The 18,385-nt window shown below is 73.3% G+C and carries 12 protein-coding genes and 4 pseudogenes; 9 read left to right on the forward strand and 7 right to left on the reverse strand.

Annotated elements, in window-relative coordinates:
• Positions 1-45: 45 nt before the first annotated feature.
• Positions 46-849: an SGNH/GDSL hydrolase family protein gene (locus tag ACEXOX_RS12235; RefSeq protein ID WP_406520494.1), complete on the reverse strand. Its 804-nt coding sequence runs from the start codon at positions 847-849 to the stop codon at positions 46-48.
• A 355-nt stretch (positions 850-1,204) separates the two neighbouring features.
• Between ACEXOX_RS12235 and ACEXOX_RS12240 the strand changes: the two genes are divergently transcribed.
• The 6 genes and pseudogenes from ACEXOX_RS12240 (at position 1,205) to ACEXOX_RS12265 (ending at position 9,975) form a co-directional block, all read left to right on the forward strand.
• Complete coding sequence (locus ACEXOX_RS12240; RefSeq protein WP_406520495.1) at positions 1,205-1,753, forward strand: hypothetical protein; 549 nt, start codon at positions 1,205-1,207, stop codon at positions 1,751-1,753.
• Position 1,754: 1 nt separating this feature from the next.
• The gene (locus tag ACEXOX_RS12245) at positions 1,755-2,852 is read left to right on the forward strand and encodes a GNAT family N-acetyltransferase (protein ID WP_406520497.1); all 1,098 of its coding nucleotides are present in this window, start codon (positions 1,755-1,757) and stop codon (positions 2,850-2,852) included.
• A gap of 387 nt (positions 2,853-3,239) precedes the next feature.
• On the forward strand, positions 3,240-4,055 hold the full coding sequence (locus ACEXOX_RS12250; protein WP_406520498.1) for a glycosyltransferase family 2 protein: 816 nt from the start codon (positions 3,240-3,242) through the stop codon (positions 4,053-4,055).
• Complete coding sequence (locus ACEXOX_RS12255) at positions 4,052-5,191, forward strand: glycosyltransferase family 2 protein (protein WP_406520499.1); 1,140 nt, start codon at positions 4,052-4,054, stop codon at positions 5,189-5,191. Before ACEXOX_RS12250 ends, ACEXOX_RS12255 begins: the two co-directional genes overlap by 4 nt.
• A pseudogene (locus ACEXOX_RS12260) lies at positions 5,188-5,999 on the forward strand (polysaccharide deacetylase family protein). The gene ACEXOX_RS12255 and the pseudogene ACEXOX_RS12260 overlap by 4 nt, the downstream one beginning before the upstream one ends.
• On the forward strand, positions 5,992-9,975 hold the full coding sequence (locus ACEXOX_RS12265; RefSeq protein ID WP_406520500.1) for a lipopolysaccharide biosynthesis protein: 3,984 nt from the start codon (positions 5,992-5,994) through the stop codon (positions 9,973-9,975). Before ACEXOX_RS12260 ends, ACEXOX_RS12265 begins: the two are co-directional and overlap by 8 nt.
• 3 nt (positions 9,976-9,978) lie before the next feature.
• Here ACEXOX_RS12265 and ACEXOX_RS12270 read toward each other — a convergent pair.
• Positions 9,979-11,276: pseudogene (locus ACEXOX_RS12270) on the reverse strand (xylan 1,4-beta-xylosidase).
• 296 nt (positions 11,277-11,572) lie between these two features.
• Here ACEXOX_RS12270 and ACEXOX_RS12275 point away from each other — a divergent pair.
• Both ACEXOX_RS12275 and ACEXOX_RS12280 read left to right on the forward strand, forming a co-directional pair.
• A pseudogene (locus tag ACEXOX_RS12275) lies at positions 11,573-12,684 on the forward strand (DUF5925 domain-containing protein).
• A 190-nt stretch (positions 12,685-12,874) separates the two neighbouring features.
• Complete coding sequence (locus ACEXOX_RS12280; RefSeq protein ID WP_406520501.1) at positions 12,875-13,231, forward strand: hypothetical protein; 357 nt, start codon at positions 12,875-12,877, stop codon at positions 13,229-13,231.
• Between the two features lie 42 nt (positions 13,232-13,273).
• On the opposite strand, the gene ACEXOX_RS12285 is transcribed toward ACEXOX_RS12280, so the two are convergent.
• Together ACEXOX_RS12285 and ACEXOX_RS12290 are read right to left on the reverse strand one after the other, a co-directional pair.
• A complete protein-coding gene (locus tag ACEXOX_RS12285) occupies positions 13,274-13,699 on the reverse strand; it encodes a VOC family protein (protein ID WP_406520502.1) in 426 nt (141 codons plus the stop codon).
• A complete protein-coding gene (locus tag ACEXOX_RS12290) occupies positions 13,696-14,094 on the reverse strand; it encodes a GntR family transcriptional regulator (protein ID WP_406520503.1) in 399 nt (132 codons plus the stop codon). Before ACEXOX_RS12290 ends, ACEXOX_RS12285 begins: the two co-directional genes overlap by 4 nt.
• Positions 14,095-14,299: 205 nt before the next feature.
• On the opposite strand from ACEXOX_RS12290, the gene ACEXOX_RS12295 reads away from it, so the two are divergent.
• Complete coding sequence (locus ACEXOX_RS12295) at positions 14,300-15,268, forward strand: GNAT family N-acetyltransferase (protein ID WP_406520504.1); 969 nt, start codon at positions 14,300-14,302, stop codon at positions 15,266-15,268.
• Here ACEXOX_RS12295 and ACEXOX_RS12300 read toward each other — a convergent pair.
• The 3 genes and pseudogenes from ACEXOX_RS12300 to ACEXOX_RS12310 all read right to left on the reverse strand — a co-directional run.
• Positions 15,175-16,467 carry a type III PLP-dependent enzyme gene (locus ACEXOX_RS12300; protein ID WP_406520506.1) on the reverse strand — a complete coding sequence of 431 codons (1,293 nt, stop codon included), beginning with the start codon at positions 16,465-16,467 and terminating at the stop codon, positions 15,175-15,177. The two genes, ACEXOX_RS12295 and ACEXOX_RS12300, sit on opposite strands and share 94 nt — an antisense overlap.
• Positions 16,464-16,832, reverse strand: coding sequence for a ferric iron reductase (locus tag ACEXOX_RS12305; protein WP_406526315.1), 369 nt, complete (start codon positions 16,830-16,832; stop codon positions 16,464-16,466). Before ACEXOX_RS12305 ends, ACEXOX_RS12300 begins: the two co-directional genes overlap by 4 nt.
• 107 nt (positions 16,833-16,939) lie before the next feature.
• Positions 16,940-18,271: pseudogene (locus ACEXOX_RS12310) on the reverse strand (IucA/IucC family protein); the annotation flags it as partial.
• Between the last annotated feature and the right edge of the window lie 114 nt (positions 18,272-18,385).

Genomic DNA, 18,385 nt, shown 5'->3' on the forward strand with positions numbered 1-18,385 from the left:
CCCCACCCGGCGGGCGGGACTTCTCCTGAGGGGGTGGGGGCGGGGTCAGGCGGCGGAGTCGAAGACGGGCAGGTAGCCCTTGGACTGGCCATCGGCGGTGGGGTGGTAGGAGTTCTCCACGGGCAGGGTCACACTGTGCAGCCAGGGGGCCGAGGAGCAGATCTCGTGTCCGGCGAAGGTCTTGTTGACGTCCGCGAAGGTGAAGCCGTGGTCGGCGGCGCGCTTGGCGGTGACGGCGTTGATGTCGTCGGCGGCGGCGTTGATCGCCGCGCGGGACTTCTCCGAGAGGCCGACGGAGCAGCCGCCGAGTTTGTAGAAGCGGGGGTAGCCGAGGACGACGACCCGGGCGGCGGGCGCCTTGCCGTCGATGGCGTCGTAGACCTGGTCCAGCTTTCCGGGCAGCGTCTGTTTGACGTAGGCGCGTGCCGTGGCGACGCGGTTCAGGCAGGCGGTCTCGCCCTGGAGGGCGCAGGTGGTCATGGTGTCGGCGAAGCCCGCGTCGTTGCCGCCGATGGTGATGCTCACCAGGTCCGTGCCGGAGGTGAGCGGGGCGAGCTGCTTGGCCAGCACATCTCCCGTGCGGGCGCCGGAGCAGGCCGTGAAGTGGTAGGAAGCGGGTCGGTGGGCGGCGGCCCACAGGGCCGGGTACGCCTTGGTGCTGCGCTTGCAGGAGCCGCTGCCGCTGTCGTAGCCGCCCGCCCCCACGCCTGAGGAGTAGGAGTCGCCGAGGGCCACGTAGTCGACGGCCTTGGGGCGGGGTGCGGACACGGCGGCGCTCGCGCCGGAGAGCGCGAGCGCCGTGGTGACGAGGAACGCGGACGCCGTCGCCGCGCGTCGGGACAGTCTCATGGAACCTCCCTGAGCAGGATCTCTGCCATCCCTGATGTAGCAGGACCCGTCCGGTACGGGAAGTGTTGACACGCATTCTCACAATCACGGGTGATCCCGGTGGACGTGTCACGGCATCGGGATGACGCGTATATGACATACCCACATTCCGACCTGCGCACCGGTGCGCCGGAACCCCGCACCGCGGCGACCGGGCCGGGCCCGCCTCCGGCGCCCCTTCTCCGCCACATGGCGTCAAGCGTCCAACCACGCACCGGACATGGCCCGTTCACACCTTCTTCGCGTCTTGACGCCCGCGCGCCCGCTGCGCGACATTGAAGCCCGGCATCAGGCGGTTCTGGGGGCAAAGCTGCCAATGCACATCAAGACCATCAACGGCAACACACCGGACGGCGGCAGAGCCGCCGACGGGCCCGCGTACGGCGGTCCGGGAGACGACGGTCCGGGAGGCCCGGAGCCGGGCGGCCCGGAGCCGGGCGGCCCGGAGCCGGGCGGCCCGGAGCCGGGCGCGGACGGCCGGGGCGGCGGGCGGCTGCGCGCCGACTCGGCACCCGTACTGGCCGGGGCGGCCGTGGCGGTGGGAGGCGTGGGCGCCTTCCTGGCGCTCGCCGACATCGCCTCGCCGCTGCGCGCGCCCTGCACCCTCTTCTTCCTGGTGCTGGCGCCCGCCGCGGCCGTCGCCACCGCGCTGGGGCGCCTCGACCCGCTGAGCAGGGCCGTCGTCGCGGGGGCCGCGGCCGTCGCGGTGGACCTGCTGGTCGCCCAGGCCATGCTCGCGCTGCACATCTGGTCGGCGCGGGGCGGGGTGGTGGCCGTCACCGTGCTCAGCGGCATCGTGTTCCTAGGGGTCAGCGTGCGGCGCCGGCACAGCGGCGCCCGTGGACGGGGAAGTCGGACGAACTGACGTGGACATCAGCGTGTACCGCCCGGGTGAACTCAACGGCACCGACCGGGCGGCGTGGAGCACGGTGCAGTCGCAGGCCCATCTGCTGGGCACCCCTCAGCTGGCCAATCCTTTCCTCGCACCCGAGTTCGCCCTCGCCGTCGGCCGCTGCCGTCGCGGGGTGCGCATCGCGGTGATCCGGGAGGACGGCGAACCGGCCGCGTTCCTGCCCTTCCAGCGCTCGGCGCTGGGTGTCGGGCGGGCGATCGGGCTGGGGGTCTCCGACGCCCAGGGCCTGGTGCACCGGCCCGGCTTCCAGTGGGACGCCCGCGAACTGCTCCAGGCCTGCGGGCTGTCGGTGCTGGAGTTCGACCACCTGGTGGAGGGCCAGAAGCCGTTCGAGACGGTGCCGGTGCACAGCTTCGCCTCCCCCGTCATCGACCTGGACCGGGGGTACGAGGCGTACCTGGCGTGGCTGCTGGAGAACTCCCCCAAGTTCACCCGCCGGACCCGGACCAAGGAACGCAAACTGGGCCGGGAGATCGGCCCGGTGCGGTATGTGCACGACGAACGGGACCCGGCCGTGCTGCGCCGGCTGCTCGACTGGAAGTCGGCGCAGTACCGCAGGACGGGCCGTAGCGACCGCTTCGCCCACCCCTGGATCGTCCAGCTCGTCGACCAGCTCTTCCACACCCGTACCACGTCCTTCGCCGGCCTGCTGTCGGTGCTCTACGCGGGCGACACGCCGGTGGCCGCGCACTTCGGCATCCGTTCCGAGCGGGTGCTGTCCTGCTGGTTCCCCGCGTACGACCCGGCGTACGCGAAGTTCTCGCCCGGCCTGGTGCTGCATCTGCGCATGGCCGAGGGGGCCGCCGCCGAAAGGATCTCCTACGTCGATCTGGGGCGCGGTGAGAAACAGTACAAGGACTGTCTCAAGACGCGTGAACTGACCGTTTCCGAAGGATGGGTGTCACGGCACCGTCATCCGGTCGCGCTGTACCATCGCGCACACCGCGTCCCGGTGCGGGCATTGCGCAACACGGTGGTGTCCCGGCCGGAATTGTTCGAGCCGGCCGATCGTCTCCTCAAACGGATGGGCCGAATCCGGTCGCGCGGCTGATCAATGGACCGTCCCATATCCGCCAATGACCCAGAACGGGATACGAGGTCGAGGTATTGCCATAGAGTCCCAGTCATCAATACCGTCGTACACCACCCGCACCGGCACGTCATGCGAGGCGGCTCCAGGGGAGGGCTCGGGAGCGCCGCGGCAGGGCCCGGGGCGGGGCGCGGTAGGGGGTGCCGTGTCCGATCTTCACATGCCGAGAACCAGGCCGATCATCGGGACACGTGCCGCGCGGCCGGAAACACACATGCCAGCTCACCCTGTTCACCCGGCGAAAAGATCTTTGCCGTCCTGAACGGGGTGTGAACCCCCTTTCGAACCGGATACCCATCCGGGCCGCCCGGGGGTGGGCGGCCCACCGGACGAGAGGGAAAAAGACTCATGAGTTCATTTCTCCACTCCGCGGAAACGGGCCCGAAGCCGTTGACGCCGGTGCGCACGGAGGGGCAATACCGCCCCGTTTCCTCACACCTGGCCATAGCTCCGCCGGTCAGTGTCGTGATACCCGCGATGAACGAGGCGGAGAATCTCCCGTACGTCTTCAAGACACTTCCGGAGTGGATACACGAAGTCGTCCTGGTGGACGGGAATTCCACCGACGACACGGTGGCGGTCGCGCGCGAACTGCGCCCGGACATCACGGTCGTCGAACAGCGCGGCAAGGGCAAGGGGGACGCCCTGATCAGCGGGTTCGCCGCGTGCACCGGCGACATCATCGTGATGGTCGACGCGGACGGCTCGGCGGACGGCGCCGAGATCGTCAGCTATGTCTCCGCGCTGGTGGGGGGCGCGGACTTCGCCAAGGGCTCGCGGTTCGCCAACGGCGGCGGCACCGACGACATGACGCCGGTGCGCAAGCTGGGCAACCGGGTGCTGACCACCGTGGTCAACGCCAAGTTCGGCGCCCGCTACACCGACCTGTGCTACGGCTACAACGCCTTCTGGCGGCACTGCCTGGACCGGATCGCCCTGGACTGCAACGGGTTCGAGGTCGAGACGCTGATGAACATCCGCGTGGTCAAGGCCGGGCTGAAGGTGCAGGAGATCCCCAGCCACGAGTACAACCGCATCCACGGCGTGAGCAATCTGCGGGCCGTGCGCGACGGTTTCCGGGTGCTGAAGGTGATACTGCGCGAGCGCAGCACGCGCCGCAAGCGCCCCGCCCGCCCGGCCATGATCACGGGAGAGGCGTCTTGAGCGTCCGCGTCTCCGTGGTCGTCTGCGCGTACACCGAGGACCGCTGGGACGACATCCTCGCCGCGGTGGCCTCGGTGCACGGCCAGTCCCACCCGGCCCACGAGACCCTGCTCGTGGTCGACCACAATCCGGCCCTGCTGGACCGGCTGAGGGAACGTTTCGCGTCACCCGGGCCGGACGGCCCGGTACGCGTACTGGCCAACGCCGGGCCGCGCGGCCTGTCCGCCGGGCGCAACACCGGCGTCGCGGAGTCCACCGGCGAGGTGATTGCCTTCCTGGACGACGACGCGGTGGCCGAACGCGACTGGCTGCTGCACTTCGCCGAGGGGTACGCCGATCCCCGGGTGCTGGCCGTCGGCGGCCGGACCGAGCCGGTGTGGGCCTCCGGGCGCCGGCCGGCCTGGTTCCCCGAGGAGTTCGACTGGGTGGTGGGCTGCGCGTACCGGGGGCTGTTCCCCGCCGGCGCCGGCGGCCCGCACACCGTCCGCGTCCGCAACGTCCTGGGCGGCAACGCCTCCTTCCGGCGGGAGGCGTTCGAGATCGCCGGCGGGTTCGCCACCGGCATCGGCCGGGACGCCGGGAAGCGGCCGCTGGGCTGCGAGGAGACCGAGCTGTGCATCCGGCTGGCCCACGCCGTGCCGGACGCGGTGCTGCTGGTCGACGACCGGTCGGTGATCCACCACCGGGTGCCGGCGGGCCGGGAGCGCTTCGCGTACTTCCGTTCCCGTACGTACGCGGAGGGCCTGTCCAAGGCGCTGGTGACGCGCAGCGTGGGCGCCAGGGACGGACTGTCGACGGAACGGCGCTACGCGACCCGGGTGCTCCCGGCGGGCGTCGCGCGCGGTGTGCGCGACGCGCTGCTGCGGCGGCCCGGCGGCGCCGGCCGGGCGGGCGCGATCGTCGCGGGGGTGTCCGCCACCGCGTTCGGCTACGCGCTCGGCAGCCTGCGGGCGCGGCGCGACCGGCGGACGGTGGGTGACAGCGGCTTCGTGGTGGTACCCGTGCCGGACGACCGGACGGGAGGTACGGCCCGGGAACCCGCGGGCCCGCACGAACCGGACGGGCCGACGGTCCCCGCGGCCTCCCGGGCGGGCGGCGGGTCCGCGGCCCCGGGCAACGAGGGGGCGGTGGCATGACCACACCGTGGACGGTGCCGATCCTGATGTACCACGCGATCGCGCACGCGCCCTCGCCCGCCGCGCTGGACCTGTCCGTGACACCGCGGGCGTTCGCCGAGCAGATGGCCGTGCTGGACGACCGCGGCTTCACCCCGCTGACCACGGCACAGCTGGGGGCGGCGTGGCGGGGCGGCCGGCCGCTGCCCGAGCGGCCGGTGCTGATCACCTTCGACGACGGCTACGAGGGCGTGCACCGGCACGCCCTGCCCGCGCTGACCCGTCACGGCTTCGCGGCCACCTTGTTCGTCTCGACCGGCTGGCTGCGCGGCCCGTACGACACCGGGGGCGCCCTGGACACCATGCTGGACTGGGACCAGACGCGCGAACTGGCCGCCGCCGGGATGGAGATCGGCGGACACAGCCACACCCACCCGCAGCTGGACCAGATGTCCGACGACCGCCTGTGGTTCGAGGTCACCCGCTGCAAGCACCTCGTCGCCGACGAACTGGGCACTCCCCGGTGTCGTTCGCCTACCCCTACGGTCATTCCAGCCGGCGGGTGCGGCGGGCGGTGCGCGGCGCGGGCTTCCGGCAGTCGCTGGCGGTGAACAACGCCCTGGCGGGCCGCTGCCAGGGCCCGTACGCGCTGACCCGGCTGACAGTACGGCGTGACACCGCCACCGAGGAGTTCGCGCGGCTGGTGGAGGGCCGGGCCGTCGGCCGGTACTTCGCCCGGGAGCGGGCGCTCACCAAGGGATACGCCGTGGTCCGCAGGGCCCGTCAGGCGGCCAAGGCAGTGGGGAAGGTGCACGGAAGCCGTGTCTGACACGACCACCCGGACCGAGCGGCACACGGAACGGGAACCGGCCGGGGGCGGGCGGCGACGCCTGTTCGGCGGCCTGGGGCCCGGCGGGAAGGGCGGCGGGGGCAGCCAGCTGTTCCGCAACGCCTACGCGCTGATGCTGAACACCGGCATCTCCGGGCTGCTCGGTCTGGGGTTCTGGCTGATCGCGGCCCGGTACTACACGGAGTCCGCGGTCGGCCAGGGCTCGGCGGCCATCGCCGCGATGAAGCTGCTGGCGGGACTGACCTCGCTGACGCTGACCGGCGCGCTGGCCCGCTACATCCCGATCGCCGGCCGGGCCACCGGGCGGCTGGTCCTCCGTACGTACCTGGGCAGTTCGGTGGTCGTCGCGCTCGCCGCGACCGTCTTCCTGCTCACCCTGAACCTGTGGGGGCCCTCGTACCGCTTCCTGCACGGGCCGGTCCACGGGCTCGGGTTCGTCGTCGCGGTGATCGCCTGGTCGGTGCTGACCCTCCAGGACGGGGTGCTGACCGGGCTGCGCAGCGCGCTGTGGGTGCCGGTCGGCAACCTGATCTTCTCGACGGTCAAGCTGGGGCTGCTGATCGTGTTCGCCACGGCGATCCCGCTGGCGGGCGTCTTCGTCTCGTGGGTCGCCGCCATCGGGGTGTCCGTGCTGCCGCTGGGCTGGCTGGTGTTCCGGCGGCTGGTGCCCCGGCACGTGAAGGCCACCGCACGCACCGCCCGGCCACCGTCCCTGCGCGAGCTGGGCCGCTTCCTGGCCGGCGACTACACGGGCTCGCTCTTCTCGCTGGCCGTCGTCTACCTGGTGCCGGTGCTGGTCGCCTCCCAGGTCAGCTCCGCCGACAACGCGTACTTCTACATCACCACCACCATCGGCGGCACGGTCAACCTGCTCGCCATCAACATGGGCGCCTCGCTGACCGTGGAGGGCTCGCACGACCCGGCCCGGCTGGCCGAGAACACCCGGGCCGCGCTGCGCCGGATGGCCCGGATCATGATCCCGGTCTGTCTCTTCCTCTTCGTGTGCGCGCCGTACATCCTCGCCGTCTTCGGCCAGGGGTACGCGGACGCCGCCACCCCGCTGCTGCGCTGGTTCGCGGTGGGCGCCGCGCTGCGCGTCGTGATGGAGGTCTACTTCGCGGTGCTGCGCGCCCAGAGCCGCACGTCCGGACTGGCGTACATGCAGGGCCTGCTGTGCCTCCTGGTGCTCGGCCTGACGGTGCTGCTGCTGCCGCGGATGGGGCTGACCGGCGCGGGCGTCGCGGAGATCTCCAGCCTGGCGGTGATCGTCTCGATCGCGTCCGTCAAGCTGTACCGCATCCTCAAGGGGCACCCCTCCGCGCCGCTGACACGGGCGCCCGCCGAAGGGCTGGCGCCGGACGGGGACCTGGCGGACCTGGCGGTCAACGGCGACCTCGGGGACGCGCGGGCGCCCGGCCCGGACACCGCCGTACCGCCGATGCCGGACCGCGCGCGGGAAGCGGCGGACGGTACGGACGGCGCGAACGGCGCGGTGCCGCACCGGCCCGGCTGGGCGCAGCGGGCGCTGCGGGACGTGGACACGGTGCCGCTGGGGCTGCACGTGGACTTCGACCACATGGAACGCCGGCCGGACGTCCGGCCGCCGGCGCCGTCCTGGGCGCAGGACGGTGGGAACGGCGGGGTCGGCGGGGATGTAGGGGTCGGCAGGAACGGCGGGGCCGGTGGGGACGGCGGTACGGAGCGGCCGGTGGCCACCGGGCCTGTCGCGCCCGCCCCGCCCGCCGCGCCCACGAAGATGTTCCGGGCGGAACCGGCCGCGGCGCCTACGGCGGACGACGCGCCGCCGGACCGCTCCGGCCCGGCTCCGGATGCCGCAGCCGCCGCGTCCCCCGACGCCGCCCCTCCCGCTGCCGCGCCCGCCGCCGCCCGGCTCGCCGCGTCCGCCCCGCTCAAGGACCGGCTCACAGCCCCCGGCCCGCTCGGCACCCGCCTCACGGCCCGACTGTCCGACCGCCCCGACCTCGGCGTCTGGGCGCTGCTGATCGCCGCCCTCGCGCTGTTCTGGCTGCCGCTGCGCGGCATGGGCGACGCGGACCTGGACCGGATGGGCGGGCTCGGCCTGATCAGTGTGCTGCCCACGGCGACCCTGCTGGGCGCCGTCCTGCTCGTACTGGCCTTCGCCTCGGCCCTGTGGCTGTCCCGGCCGCGGCGTGCCCTGCTGACGGCCGTACTGATCCTGACCGTGGTGGCCCTGCACGCGCTGCCCGCCGTCCTGGAGGCCGAGCCGCGCTTCCCGACGGCCTGGCAGCACCTGGGCTTCCTGGACCACATCGACCGGACCGGCACCGCCGTACCGGACCTGGACGCGCGCTGGAGCTGGCCCGGCTTCTTCGCGGCAGCCCAGTTCCTCGCCGAGGCGTGCGGTGTCACGGACTTCACCCAGGTGCTGCGCTGGTGGCCGCTGACCATCCAACTGCTGTACCTGGCTCCGGTGTTCCTGCTGCTGAAGTCCGTACGGGCGGGTTGGCGCGCGAAGTGGAGCGCGGCGTGGCTGTTCGCGCTGTGCGGCTGGGTCGGCCAGGACTACTTCTCCCCGCAGGGCTTCACGTATCTGCTGTATCTGGTCTTCGCGGCGGTCCTGCTGGTGTGGTTCCGCGATCCGCGGGTGCTGCGCGGCAAGCGCTGGCCCGGCGAGGCGGAGGTCGCGCCCGCCGGGCGGGGACAGCGGGTCGCGCTGCTGGCCGTACTGGCCCTGCTGTTCACGGCGTCCGTGGCGGGCCACCAGCTCACGCCGTTCGTGATGCTGGGCGTGCTGACCTTCCTGGTGCTGGTGCGCCGGACGTCCCTGTACGGGCTGCCGCTGCTGTTCGGCGTGGTGGTCGTGGTCTGGATCGGCTTCCTCGCCGAGCCGTACTGGTCCGGGCACTTCGACGAGCTGTTCGGCGGCGTGGGCGGCATCGGCGGAAATGTCTCCTCGTCCGTCACCGGCCGGATCGGCACCGGCGACACCACCCACAAACTGGTGCTGTACGCACGGGTGGCGCTGGCCGGCGGGGTGCTGGCGCTGGCCTGCTGGGGCGTGCTGCGGCGGCGCGCCGCCGGATTCTCCGAACGGTCGCTGCTGGTGCTGACCTTCGTCCCGTTCCTCGCCTTCGGGATGCAGTCCTACGGCGGCGAGATGGCGCTGCGGGTGTTCATGTTCGCGCTGCCCGGCGCCTGCGTCCTCGGCGCGCTCGCGCTGTTCCCGCGCGCCGCCGGCACCCGCCGTGGCCTGGGCCCGCTCGCCGCCCTGCTGACCGGCGTGGTGCTGATGACCGGCTTCCTGGTGGCGCGCTGGGGCAACGAGCCGTTCGAGCGCGTCCGGCCGGGCGAGGTCGCCGCGATGGACTACGTCTACGCGCACGACCGGCCCACGGCACGGCTGCTCTGGCCGTCCAACGACACGGTCAACGACGTCACACCGGCCATACCGTGGGGCGCCAAGGACATGGAACGGGTGCAGTACGTCCCCGTCCTCGCCCCGCGGGACCCGGTGCTCACCGACTCGGTCGTCGACGCGCTGCGCGAGGCCGGGCCGCACTCCTACTTCATGGTCAACCGCGCCCAGGCGGAGTCGCTGCGCCTCGGCTCGGGCTACGCCGCCACCTGGGAGCAGCGGCTGCGTACCGCCCTGGACCAGCGCCCGGAACTGCGGCGCGTGATGAGCAACGAGCACGCCGCGCTGTACGAGCTCAAGCAGCAGCCGCCGGGCCCGGTGGACGAGCCGGACCCCGGCCCGGCCGGACCGCGCATCACGTGGACGTCGTGGTCGGTCGTCGGCGCGCTGGCCGCCGGCGCGCTGATCCTGCTGCTCGGGGCCCGCGAGGTGGTGCGGGTGGCGCTGCCGCCGAGCGTGCGCAAGCTGCGGTGGATGCAGAGTTCCTTCTGGTTCACCCTGCCGCTGCTGCTGGTGTTCCTGGTCGCTCTCGTCCAGCGGTTCGTGACGATGTCGTGAGCGTCAGCGCTTCAGCCACTGGATCCCGTACGCGTCCAGGGTGACGGGCTTGCCGCCCACCGTCACCCGTACGGGGCGGTCGCGGGTGTTGACGGCCAGGACGTCCTCGTCGTCGCCGAGCACGCGGACGTCCGCGCGGCGGCCCCGCCCACGGCGACCCGCTCGTAGGACGTACCGGGCGGGAACGCGCGGGAGAAGCGGGACAGCAGGTCCATCATGGGCAGCCGGCCGCCGCCGTCCCGGAGTTCGGTGCTGCGCCACAGACAGCCGGGGCAGTCGGCGCCCTCGTTCTGCGGGTTCCAGTAGAAGCCGCTGGTGGCGCCGCCCTCGGCCATGGAGATCAGCGCGCTCGCCTGGGTGGCGGTGCGGCGCGGCTCGCTCCAGCCGCGGCGGTCGTCGTTGCGGTCGGCGACCTCGACGTACCACTCCGCCCACCACAGCGGCAGGCCGGTCGTCTTCCGCAGCCAGCGACCGACGTCGGCGAACTTGCGGGTGGCGGTGAACGCGTCGGGCACGTACCGGTCGTCCTTGGTGTAGCTGGAGCCGTCCACGACGACGAAGTCCGCGCCCGCCTTGTGCTCGTTCCAGTACTCGACGGCGTCGACGGTGCGCCGGTCCAGGCTGCCCCACGGGCCCTTGACGTCGGAGGCGTAGGTGTCGTCGCCGGGCGCGTAGCTGTCCATGACCGCGTACGGGCCGCCCACCAGGTTGTCCTTGTCGGCCTTCTTCAGCTCCCGGTAGACCATGTTGTACAGGCGGGTGTAGCCCTCGTGGTCCCAGCGGTTGCGGCTCTCGTCGAAGAAGCCCTTCAGCTCGTTCCAGACGATGAAGTGCCGGATGTCCGGGTAGCGGCGGGCGATCGTGCCGGCCAGTGCGGCGAAGTCCGCGTAGTGCTCCGGGCTCGGCGCCTTCTCCAGCCGGCTCCAGTCCGTCTCGCCCGCCTTGCCGCCCTTCATCCAGTCCGGGGCGCAGCACAGCGTCAGTACGGGCGTGCCGCCGGTCCGGCGGATCAGGTCGACGCGGCTGTCCAGCTCCTTGAAGTCGTACTTCCCCGGACTCGGTTCGGGGTTCTGCGCGCCCCAGCCCATGACGTGCTGGTTCTGCGGCATCGGGTCGGCGGACAGCAGCCGGTCGGCACTGGCGGTGGCCGGCTCCTCACCGCGGTCCGCGCTGTACTCGGTGTGGGTGAAGCCCCAGCCGACCTGCGCGCCGGGCGAGCCGGCGGCCCGTCCGCCGCCGCTGCCGTTCTCCGGCGGGAAGCCGCACATCGCCAGCGCCATGGCCAGCACCGCCACGCCCATCGCGAGCAGGGCGGTGGCCCGGGACCGGTTGCGAAACCTGCGGCTCCGCCCGTCGTCCGACGCGTCCGACGGGGGCCGCGACCGCGCCGCCCCCGTACCGGCGTGCCGGTCCCCACCGTGACGTTCCCCATGACGTCCCACAACGGGCCAGCCTAGCCAGCTTCGCGGGCCGGACGGCCGGTTTCCCGGGAAGTGCGGGAGGCCGGTCCGCCTGTCGGCCGGGTTCTCGAAGAAAGACCCGCTGACAGGGGAAATTCCGTGTACGCGGCGGGCGCTGTTGCCGGATCATGGTGGTCATGTGTGCCGACCGCGTCCAGCCGTCCCCCGCCGAGGAGTCCCTTCCGATCCGTCTGACCGTGGACGACAGCGATTCGCCGTCCGATGTCGTCGACGCCCTGTTCCTGGGGCGGTTCGCCAACGGCCAGCAGCCGTACGCGCGCAGCCGCTCGGTGGACCGGGTCAAATCCGGCCTGACGCTGCTGCCGCCCGGTGCCAAGGTGCTGCGCTCGGCCCGCGACGAGGACCGCAGCGCGACCCTGGCCGAGGGCGACGGCTTCACCCTGCTGGTGTCGCGGTGGAACCGCGGCGCGGACGTGACCGTCACGGCCACCACCGACGAGCTGGCCCAGAAGGTGCTGGGCCAGTCCGCCGACGGCGCGGAGGACGAGCCGGAGCCGCAGCCCGAGAACGTCTCGATGGGGTTCTGGTACCTCTCCCCCGGCGCGGCCCGCACCGCACGTCCCGGCAGATCTCCGCCGGGACGTGGGACGAGATCCGCCCCAACTACACCGCGCCGGTGGCCGACGCGCTGGACCGGCTGATGAAGGTGGCCCCGGAGGAGATCTCCGGGCGGCTGCTGTTGCTGCACGGACCGCCCGGTACGGGCAAGACCTCCGCGCTGCGCACCCTGGCCCGCTCCTGGCGCGACTGGTGCCAGGTCGACTGCGTGCTGGACCCGGAACGCCTCTTCAACGACATCGGCTACCTGATGGACATCGCCATCGGCGAGGACGACGCGGCGGGCAAGGGGCGCTGGCGGCTGCTCCTGCTGGAGGACTGCGACGAACTGATCCGCGGCGAGGCCAAGCACACGGCGGGGCAGGCGCTGTCCCGGCTGCTGAACCTGACGGACGGGCTGCTGGGCCAGGGCCGCAACGTCCTGGTCGGGGTGACGACCAACGAGGACCTGGAGCGGATGCACCCCGCGGTGGTACGGCCCGGCCGCTGTCTGGCCCGTATCGAGGTGGGCCCGCTGAACCGCGCCGAGGCGGTGCGCTGGCTCGGCAAGGAGGACGGCGTCGGCCGGGACGGGGCGACCCTGGCGGAGCTGTACGCGCTGCGCCGCGGCACCGGCCCCGCCGCGGTCCCGGCGCAGGACTCGGGCGCGGACGCGGGACTCTATCTGTAGCGGCGGAGCGTCTGTTTCGGAGGGGCGTCTGTGGCGGCGGGGCATCTGTGGCGGCGGGGGCGCCGGCCCGTCGGTTGATCTGCCAAAAACCCAGCGGCGCCCCGCGGCCGAGAGGACGATGGGGGACGCGGGGCGGTGGCCCGGTGAAGACGCGGTGCGGTGGATGCGCCGGTACAAGAAAGGTTCCGGCATGACTCAAGGAAGGCCGCGCGGCGGACCGGTCGGCTTGGACCCGCGCCATGTCGGCGTGCTGATGTGCCGGTGCGGCCAGGAGACGGTGAAGCTGCCGGGTCTAAACGAGGCGCTGTGCCTGCACTGCTACACCTCGGAACGCACGGCGTACGAGCGGCGGATGGCCAACGGCAACCATCGCGGCGTGGCGGCCGGCATCGCGGGCGACACCTGTATGGCGTGCGAAGGGGACGACGTGGACGCGGACGGCTGCCTGTGGTGGTGCAACCACTGCCACATCGTCACGCGCGTCGCCTACCCGGCGCCGTACCCCGGCCTTCCCCAACCCAAGGGCCACCCCGCCTGGCTGCGCTGAACGACGCGGGGGGCGGGGCGACGACGAGGGCCTACCGTCCGGTCATGCGGTGCTCTGCCCGTACGACTGCCGGTCGCCGGGCCGTTCCCGCACGAGGCAGAAGGGGTGTCCGGCCGGGTCGGCGTAGACCTGGAAACCGTGCGGGCCGCCGCCGTGGGTGGCGTCGAGCAGGGTGCCGCCCGCGTCGAGCACCTGCCGGTGCGCGGCTTCCACGTCCTCCACGCCGAGGTCCAGGTGGGACTGCTGGGGGTGCTCCGGGTCCGGCCAGCGGGGCGGGCGGTGGTCAGGGGCGCGCTGGAAGGCGAGGACCGTGCCGCCTTCGGTGTGCAGGGTGACCCAGTCGTCGGTGGTCCACAGAGGGGTCGGGCGGTTGATCTCGCCGCCGAGCAGTTCCGCGTAGAAGCGGGCGAGCCGCATCGGGTCGGGGCAGTCCAGGGCGGTGCACTGGACGCGGGCGAGGGCGGTCACGCGTCGTCTCCGTAGGTCGCGCGCAGGGCGTCCATCACGGCGGTGCGGGCGGCCTCGTGGTCCAGGCCGAGGCGGCGGGCGCGCCGGGCGTAGGAGGCGGCGGCCGCCGCCGCTTCCTTGTCGGCCGCCTCGCCGGCCGCCGCGATGAAGGTGCCGTTGCGCCCGCGCGTCTCGATCACGCCGTCCGTCTCCAGGGCGCGGTAGGCCTTGGCGACGGTGTTGGCGGCCAGGCCGAGCTGTTCGGCGAGGCCGCGTACGGTGGGCAGTTTGCGGCCGACCGGCAGACCGCCGGCCCGGGCCTGACCGGCGATCTGGGCCCGGACCTGCTCGAACGGCGCGTCCGCCGCGTCCGGGTCGATGGTCAGCCGCAGGGGCGGCGCTTGCTGGACGGCCACGGTGGCGCTCCTGGTACGGGGGTTGCGAGAGTCGCAGGGGTGGGTCGCCCCCATTGTGCGCCAGCGGTGCCCGCCGTGTCCGCAGGGCCACACATGTCGTGCCGGGACGCGCGCCGGCGAGGGCCGTTCCGGCCCGGCCGTGCTGCGGTGCCGCCCCCGCGATATTCGGAGGCGGCGTCCGGGCGGTGGGCGTACCGTCCCGCGGATGACTATCACCGTGCGGCCCTTCCACCGCTCCGACGCCCGGGACGTCAGCGAGGTGCGGCACCGAGTGCTGCCCTACGGGATCTCGACGCCGCAGTCCGTCGCCTGGGAGGTCGCCGAGGCGCCCGCCGCCCGGCGGTTGCGGGTGCTCGTCGCGGAGGCCGGCGGCCGGGTCGTCGGCGTGGTGAAGGCGAGCGTCCGGCACGACAGCAGCACGGCCGGGCAGGGCGTCGTCGCGCTGCTGGTGGACCCCGGGTACCGCGGGCTGGGCGTGGGCCGCGCCCTGCTCGACGCGGCGGAGGGCCACCTGGCCGGTCTCGGTGTCACCCATCTGCACGCCCACCCGCACGACGACCCCCGCTCGCTGGCTTTCGCCGAACGCCGCGGCTACCGCCGCCTGCGCGTGGCCCGCTACCTCCGTCTCGGCCTCGCCCACGCCGCCCTGCCACCGCTGCCCGCGCGCCTTCCGTCCGGTACGGAGCTGCGTACCGCCGCCGACTTCGGCGCCGACCCCCGCCCGCTGTTCGCGGTGGACGCCGAGGTCACGGCGGACGAGCCGGACGACCTGACCGTCGACGCGATGACGTACGAGGACTGGCTCGTCCACACCTGGGAGCATCCGGACACCGACCTGGACCTGACGACGGTGGTGACGGTCGACGGTGAGATCGCGGCGTTCAGCCTGGCCGTCACGGACGGGCAGGGCCGCTACGGCTCCGAGATGACCGGTACCCGCCGCGCCCACCGGGGCCGGGGGCTGGCCAGGCTCGCCAAGACCGACTCCCTGCGCCGGGCCCGGGACGCCGGCTGTACGGAGGCGTTCACGTCCAACGATGCCGCGAACGCCCCGATGCTCGCCGTCAATGCCGCGTTGGGCTACCGTCCGTTCGCCGCCGAGTGGCACTGCGTCCGCGAACTGCGCCGCGCGCGCCCCACGGGTGCGTCCGCCGGTTCGTCTTCGCCCGTGTAGTGGAAGGCCGGCGGTGGGTGCATCAGGAAGTCGTGGTGCGAGATGTTCCAGGCGTACGCGCCGGCCATGGCGAAGGCGATCCGGTCGCCGGCGCGCAGGTGGGCGACGGGGACCCGGCGCGCCAGTACGTCCTTGGGAGTGCACAACTGCCCGGCGAGGGTGACCTCCTGCCCGTGGGCGCCCGGGCGCGGCCAGGGACGGGTCCACTCCTCGACGGGCAGGACGACGAAGGGGTGGTCGTGTCCCTTGGCGACCGGTGTGCGCAGGTGGTGGGTGCCTCCGCGCAGTATGGCGAAGGCTTCGCCGTGGCTGTGCTTGACGTCCAGGACTTCGGTCACGTACCAGCCGCAGTAGGCGGTCAGCGCCCTGCCCGGCTCGATGCGCAGGGTGAACTCGGGGTAGCGGTCGGCCAGCTCGGCAAGTCCGGTACCGTACGCCGCCCAGTCGAAGCGGGTGTCCGGGCGCGTGTAGTCGACGGCCATGCCGCCGCCGAGGCCGACCTCGCACAGGGAGTGGCCGTGCCGGGCGGCGAAGTGCCGGGCCCATTCGGTGATGCGGGCGGCGAGGGCGAGCTGGGCGGGCGCGTCCAGGCCGCTGGCCAGGTGGGCGTGGATGCCGCGCAGCCGTAGCGGTCCGTCGCAGAGCAGCGGCAGGCAGTGTTCCGCGCGCGCCGGGTCGAGGCCGAAGGGGGTGGCCCGGCCGCCCATCGCGAGCGCGGCGCCTGCCGTCACGCCCGCGCCGAGCGGCAGGTTGACGCGGAGGAGCACGTCGGCGGTCCGGCCGGCTTCCCGGGCAAGGGCGGAGAGCATCCGCAGTTCGTGCTCGCTCTCCAGGTGGAAGCGTTCGACGCCCAGGTCCAGGGCGGCGCGCAGTTCCGCCTCGGTCTTCCCCGGTCCGCCGAAGGCCAGGGGCAGCGCGGGCACGGCCGCGCGCACATGGGCGGCTTCGCCCGCCGAGGAGACCTCGCAGCCGTCGGTGTACGGGGCCAGGGTCCGCAGCAGACGCGGGTCCGGGTTGGCCTTGGCCGCGTAGTACAGCTCGACGGCGGGCGGCAGCGCGGCCCGTACAGAGGCCGCGTGGGCGTCCAGGTCGGCCAGGTCGTAGACATAGGCGGGCAGCGGTCCTTCGAGGGCGCTGCCGGGGCCCGGGTGACCGGCCGTGAGGAGGTCCACCTGGCGCGCGGCCAGCTCGGTGATCATGAGGTGCTCCGGGGGCGGGGGAAGGCGGCGCGGGAAGCGGCCCGGGATGCGGTGCGCGTGCGGGGCGCTGCGAGGCCGTCGGACACCGTACCGCTCGCCGTACCGCGCGCTGCGCCGGGTCCGACGGACGAGGTGATGTGCACGTATTCCGCCTCCCGGTCCGCCGCGCGCCCCCAGCGCGTCAGCAGGTTGGCCTTGGCGGGCAGTGGTGCGCCGGCCAGCAGGGCGCGCAGTTCGGCCGGTTCGCCGTGGGCGGCGCTCCGCTCGCGCAGCACTCCGCGTACGGCGCGCCACAGTTCGCCCTCCAGCCCCGGGTGCAGGTCGGCGACGGCGGCGGCCATCTCGGCGAGGTGGTTGACCAGCAGGCAGTAGACGACCCGGTCCCAGCCCCGCTGCGGTGTGTAGAAGAGGGGCGGGCCACGTCCTGCGGCAGGCTGTCGAGGAACGCGGTGTGCCGGCCGGGCAGCAGCTTGGTGCCTTCCAAGTCGCGGAAGAGTGCCTGGACGGGCGTGCCGAGGGCGTCGACGCCGACGACGACGTTCTGGAGGTGCGGTTCGAGGATCACGCCGTGGTCGAAGTAGGCGGCCAGCACGGGCGGTACGAGCAGCGAGAGGTACGCGTCCCACCAGCGCAGCGCCGCCACCGGGTCGGCGCCGCGCAGCAGCTCGCCGAACTGGGCGCTGCTCGACGGGTGTTCGTCGGCGACGGCGGCGGCCAGCAGCGGGGTGACGCCGGGCCGCAGCCGCGCGTCCAGCCCCTCCCGGACGATCACGCCGAGTCCTTCGGCCAGTTCCCGGTCGCCCACGTCCACGGTACGGTAGCCGGGCTCCCGCAGCAGGCCGCAGCCGGGGAAGCGGGCGGTGAGGGCGGTGGCGACGGGTTCCAGGTGGCGGGTGAGGGCGACGGCGCCGCGCAGTTCGTAGTCGGCGTTCTTGCGTACGCAGTTGGTGATGCGGGTGTTGAGGCTGAACTTGAGGAAGTTCCGGCCGTCGTAGAGCGTGCGGACGGACGCGGTGGGCGCGAAGGTGTCGCCGCGCTCCCCCAGGTCGAGCACGTCACCGCGCCGTACGGCGTCCCGCAGGGCGGGGTGCGCGCGGAGCATGGCGTACTGCCAGGGGTGCGCGGGCAGCAGCCGGTAGCCGTCGGGCACCTCGCCCTGCCGGTCCAGCGCGGTCAGAGCCGCGGGGGCGGCGGCTTCCTCACGTACCCGGTCGGCGCGTACGGCCAGGTGGCGCAGGGGAAGCGGGCTCCGGCCTCGGGGGCGTAGCGGGCCCAGCTCGGTGGCGCTGCCGGTGCGGGACTTGGGCGTCGGGTGGAAGCGGTGGCCGAACAGCAGCGACTGTTCGGAGCGCAGATAGCGGGCGTGCGGGTCGGTGCTCCGGCTGTCTGCCCGGCCGTGGGCGGCGGCGTGGTCCAGGGCGGCGGCGACGCCCGCGTGGCTCGACGCGACCTGCGCCCGGAATTCCTCGTTCCGTACGCCCGTCCGCAGCTCCAGCTCCCGCTGCGCGCACGCGGCCAGTTCCTCCCAGCCCAGTTCGTGCCAGCCGCCGTCGCACCACCGCCCGGCCGGGCCGGTGAAGCGGTGCGCCCCGGTGAGCGAGACGCGGCGCAGGCGGACCCGCAGGAGTTCGCCGCAGCGCGGCAGCCGGAGCAGCAGGTGCGTACCGGCCACGGTGGCCTGCCGTTCCGGGCCGCAGATCTCGCGCAGCAGACAGTTCAGGAGGGTGTGGGCCACGGGTTCGTCGGCCGTGAGCGGGACCGTGCGGTCGTCCGTGCCGGTGGTACGGGAGGGGGCGAGGGGCATTGCGGGGACTCCAACAGGGGTGGGGAGCGGAAACCTGGGAGGAGGGCGTGGGCCCGGCCATGGGGGCGGTGGGGGGCAGTGGCGGGCTGGGCCTCCGGAGCCCTCGGGCCCTCC

The organism is Streptomyces sp. Ac-502 (genome assembly GCF_045222935.1).
Lineage (GTDB): Bacteria > Actinomycetota > Actinomycetes > Streptomycetales > Streptomycetaceae > Streptomyces > Streptomyces monomycini.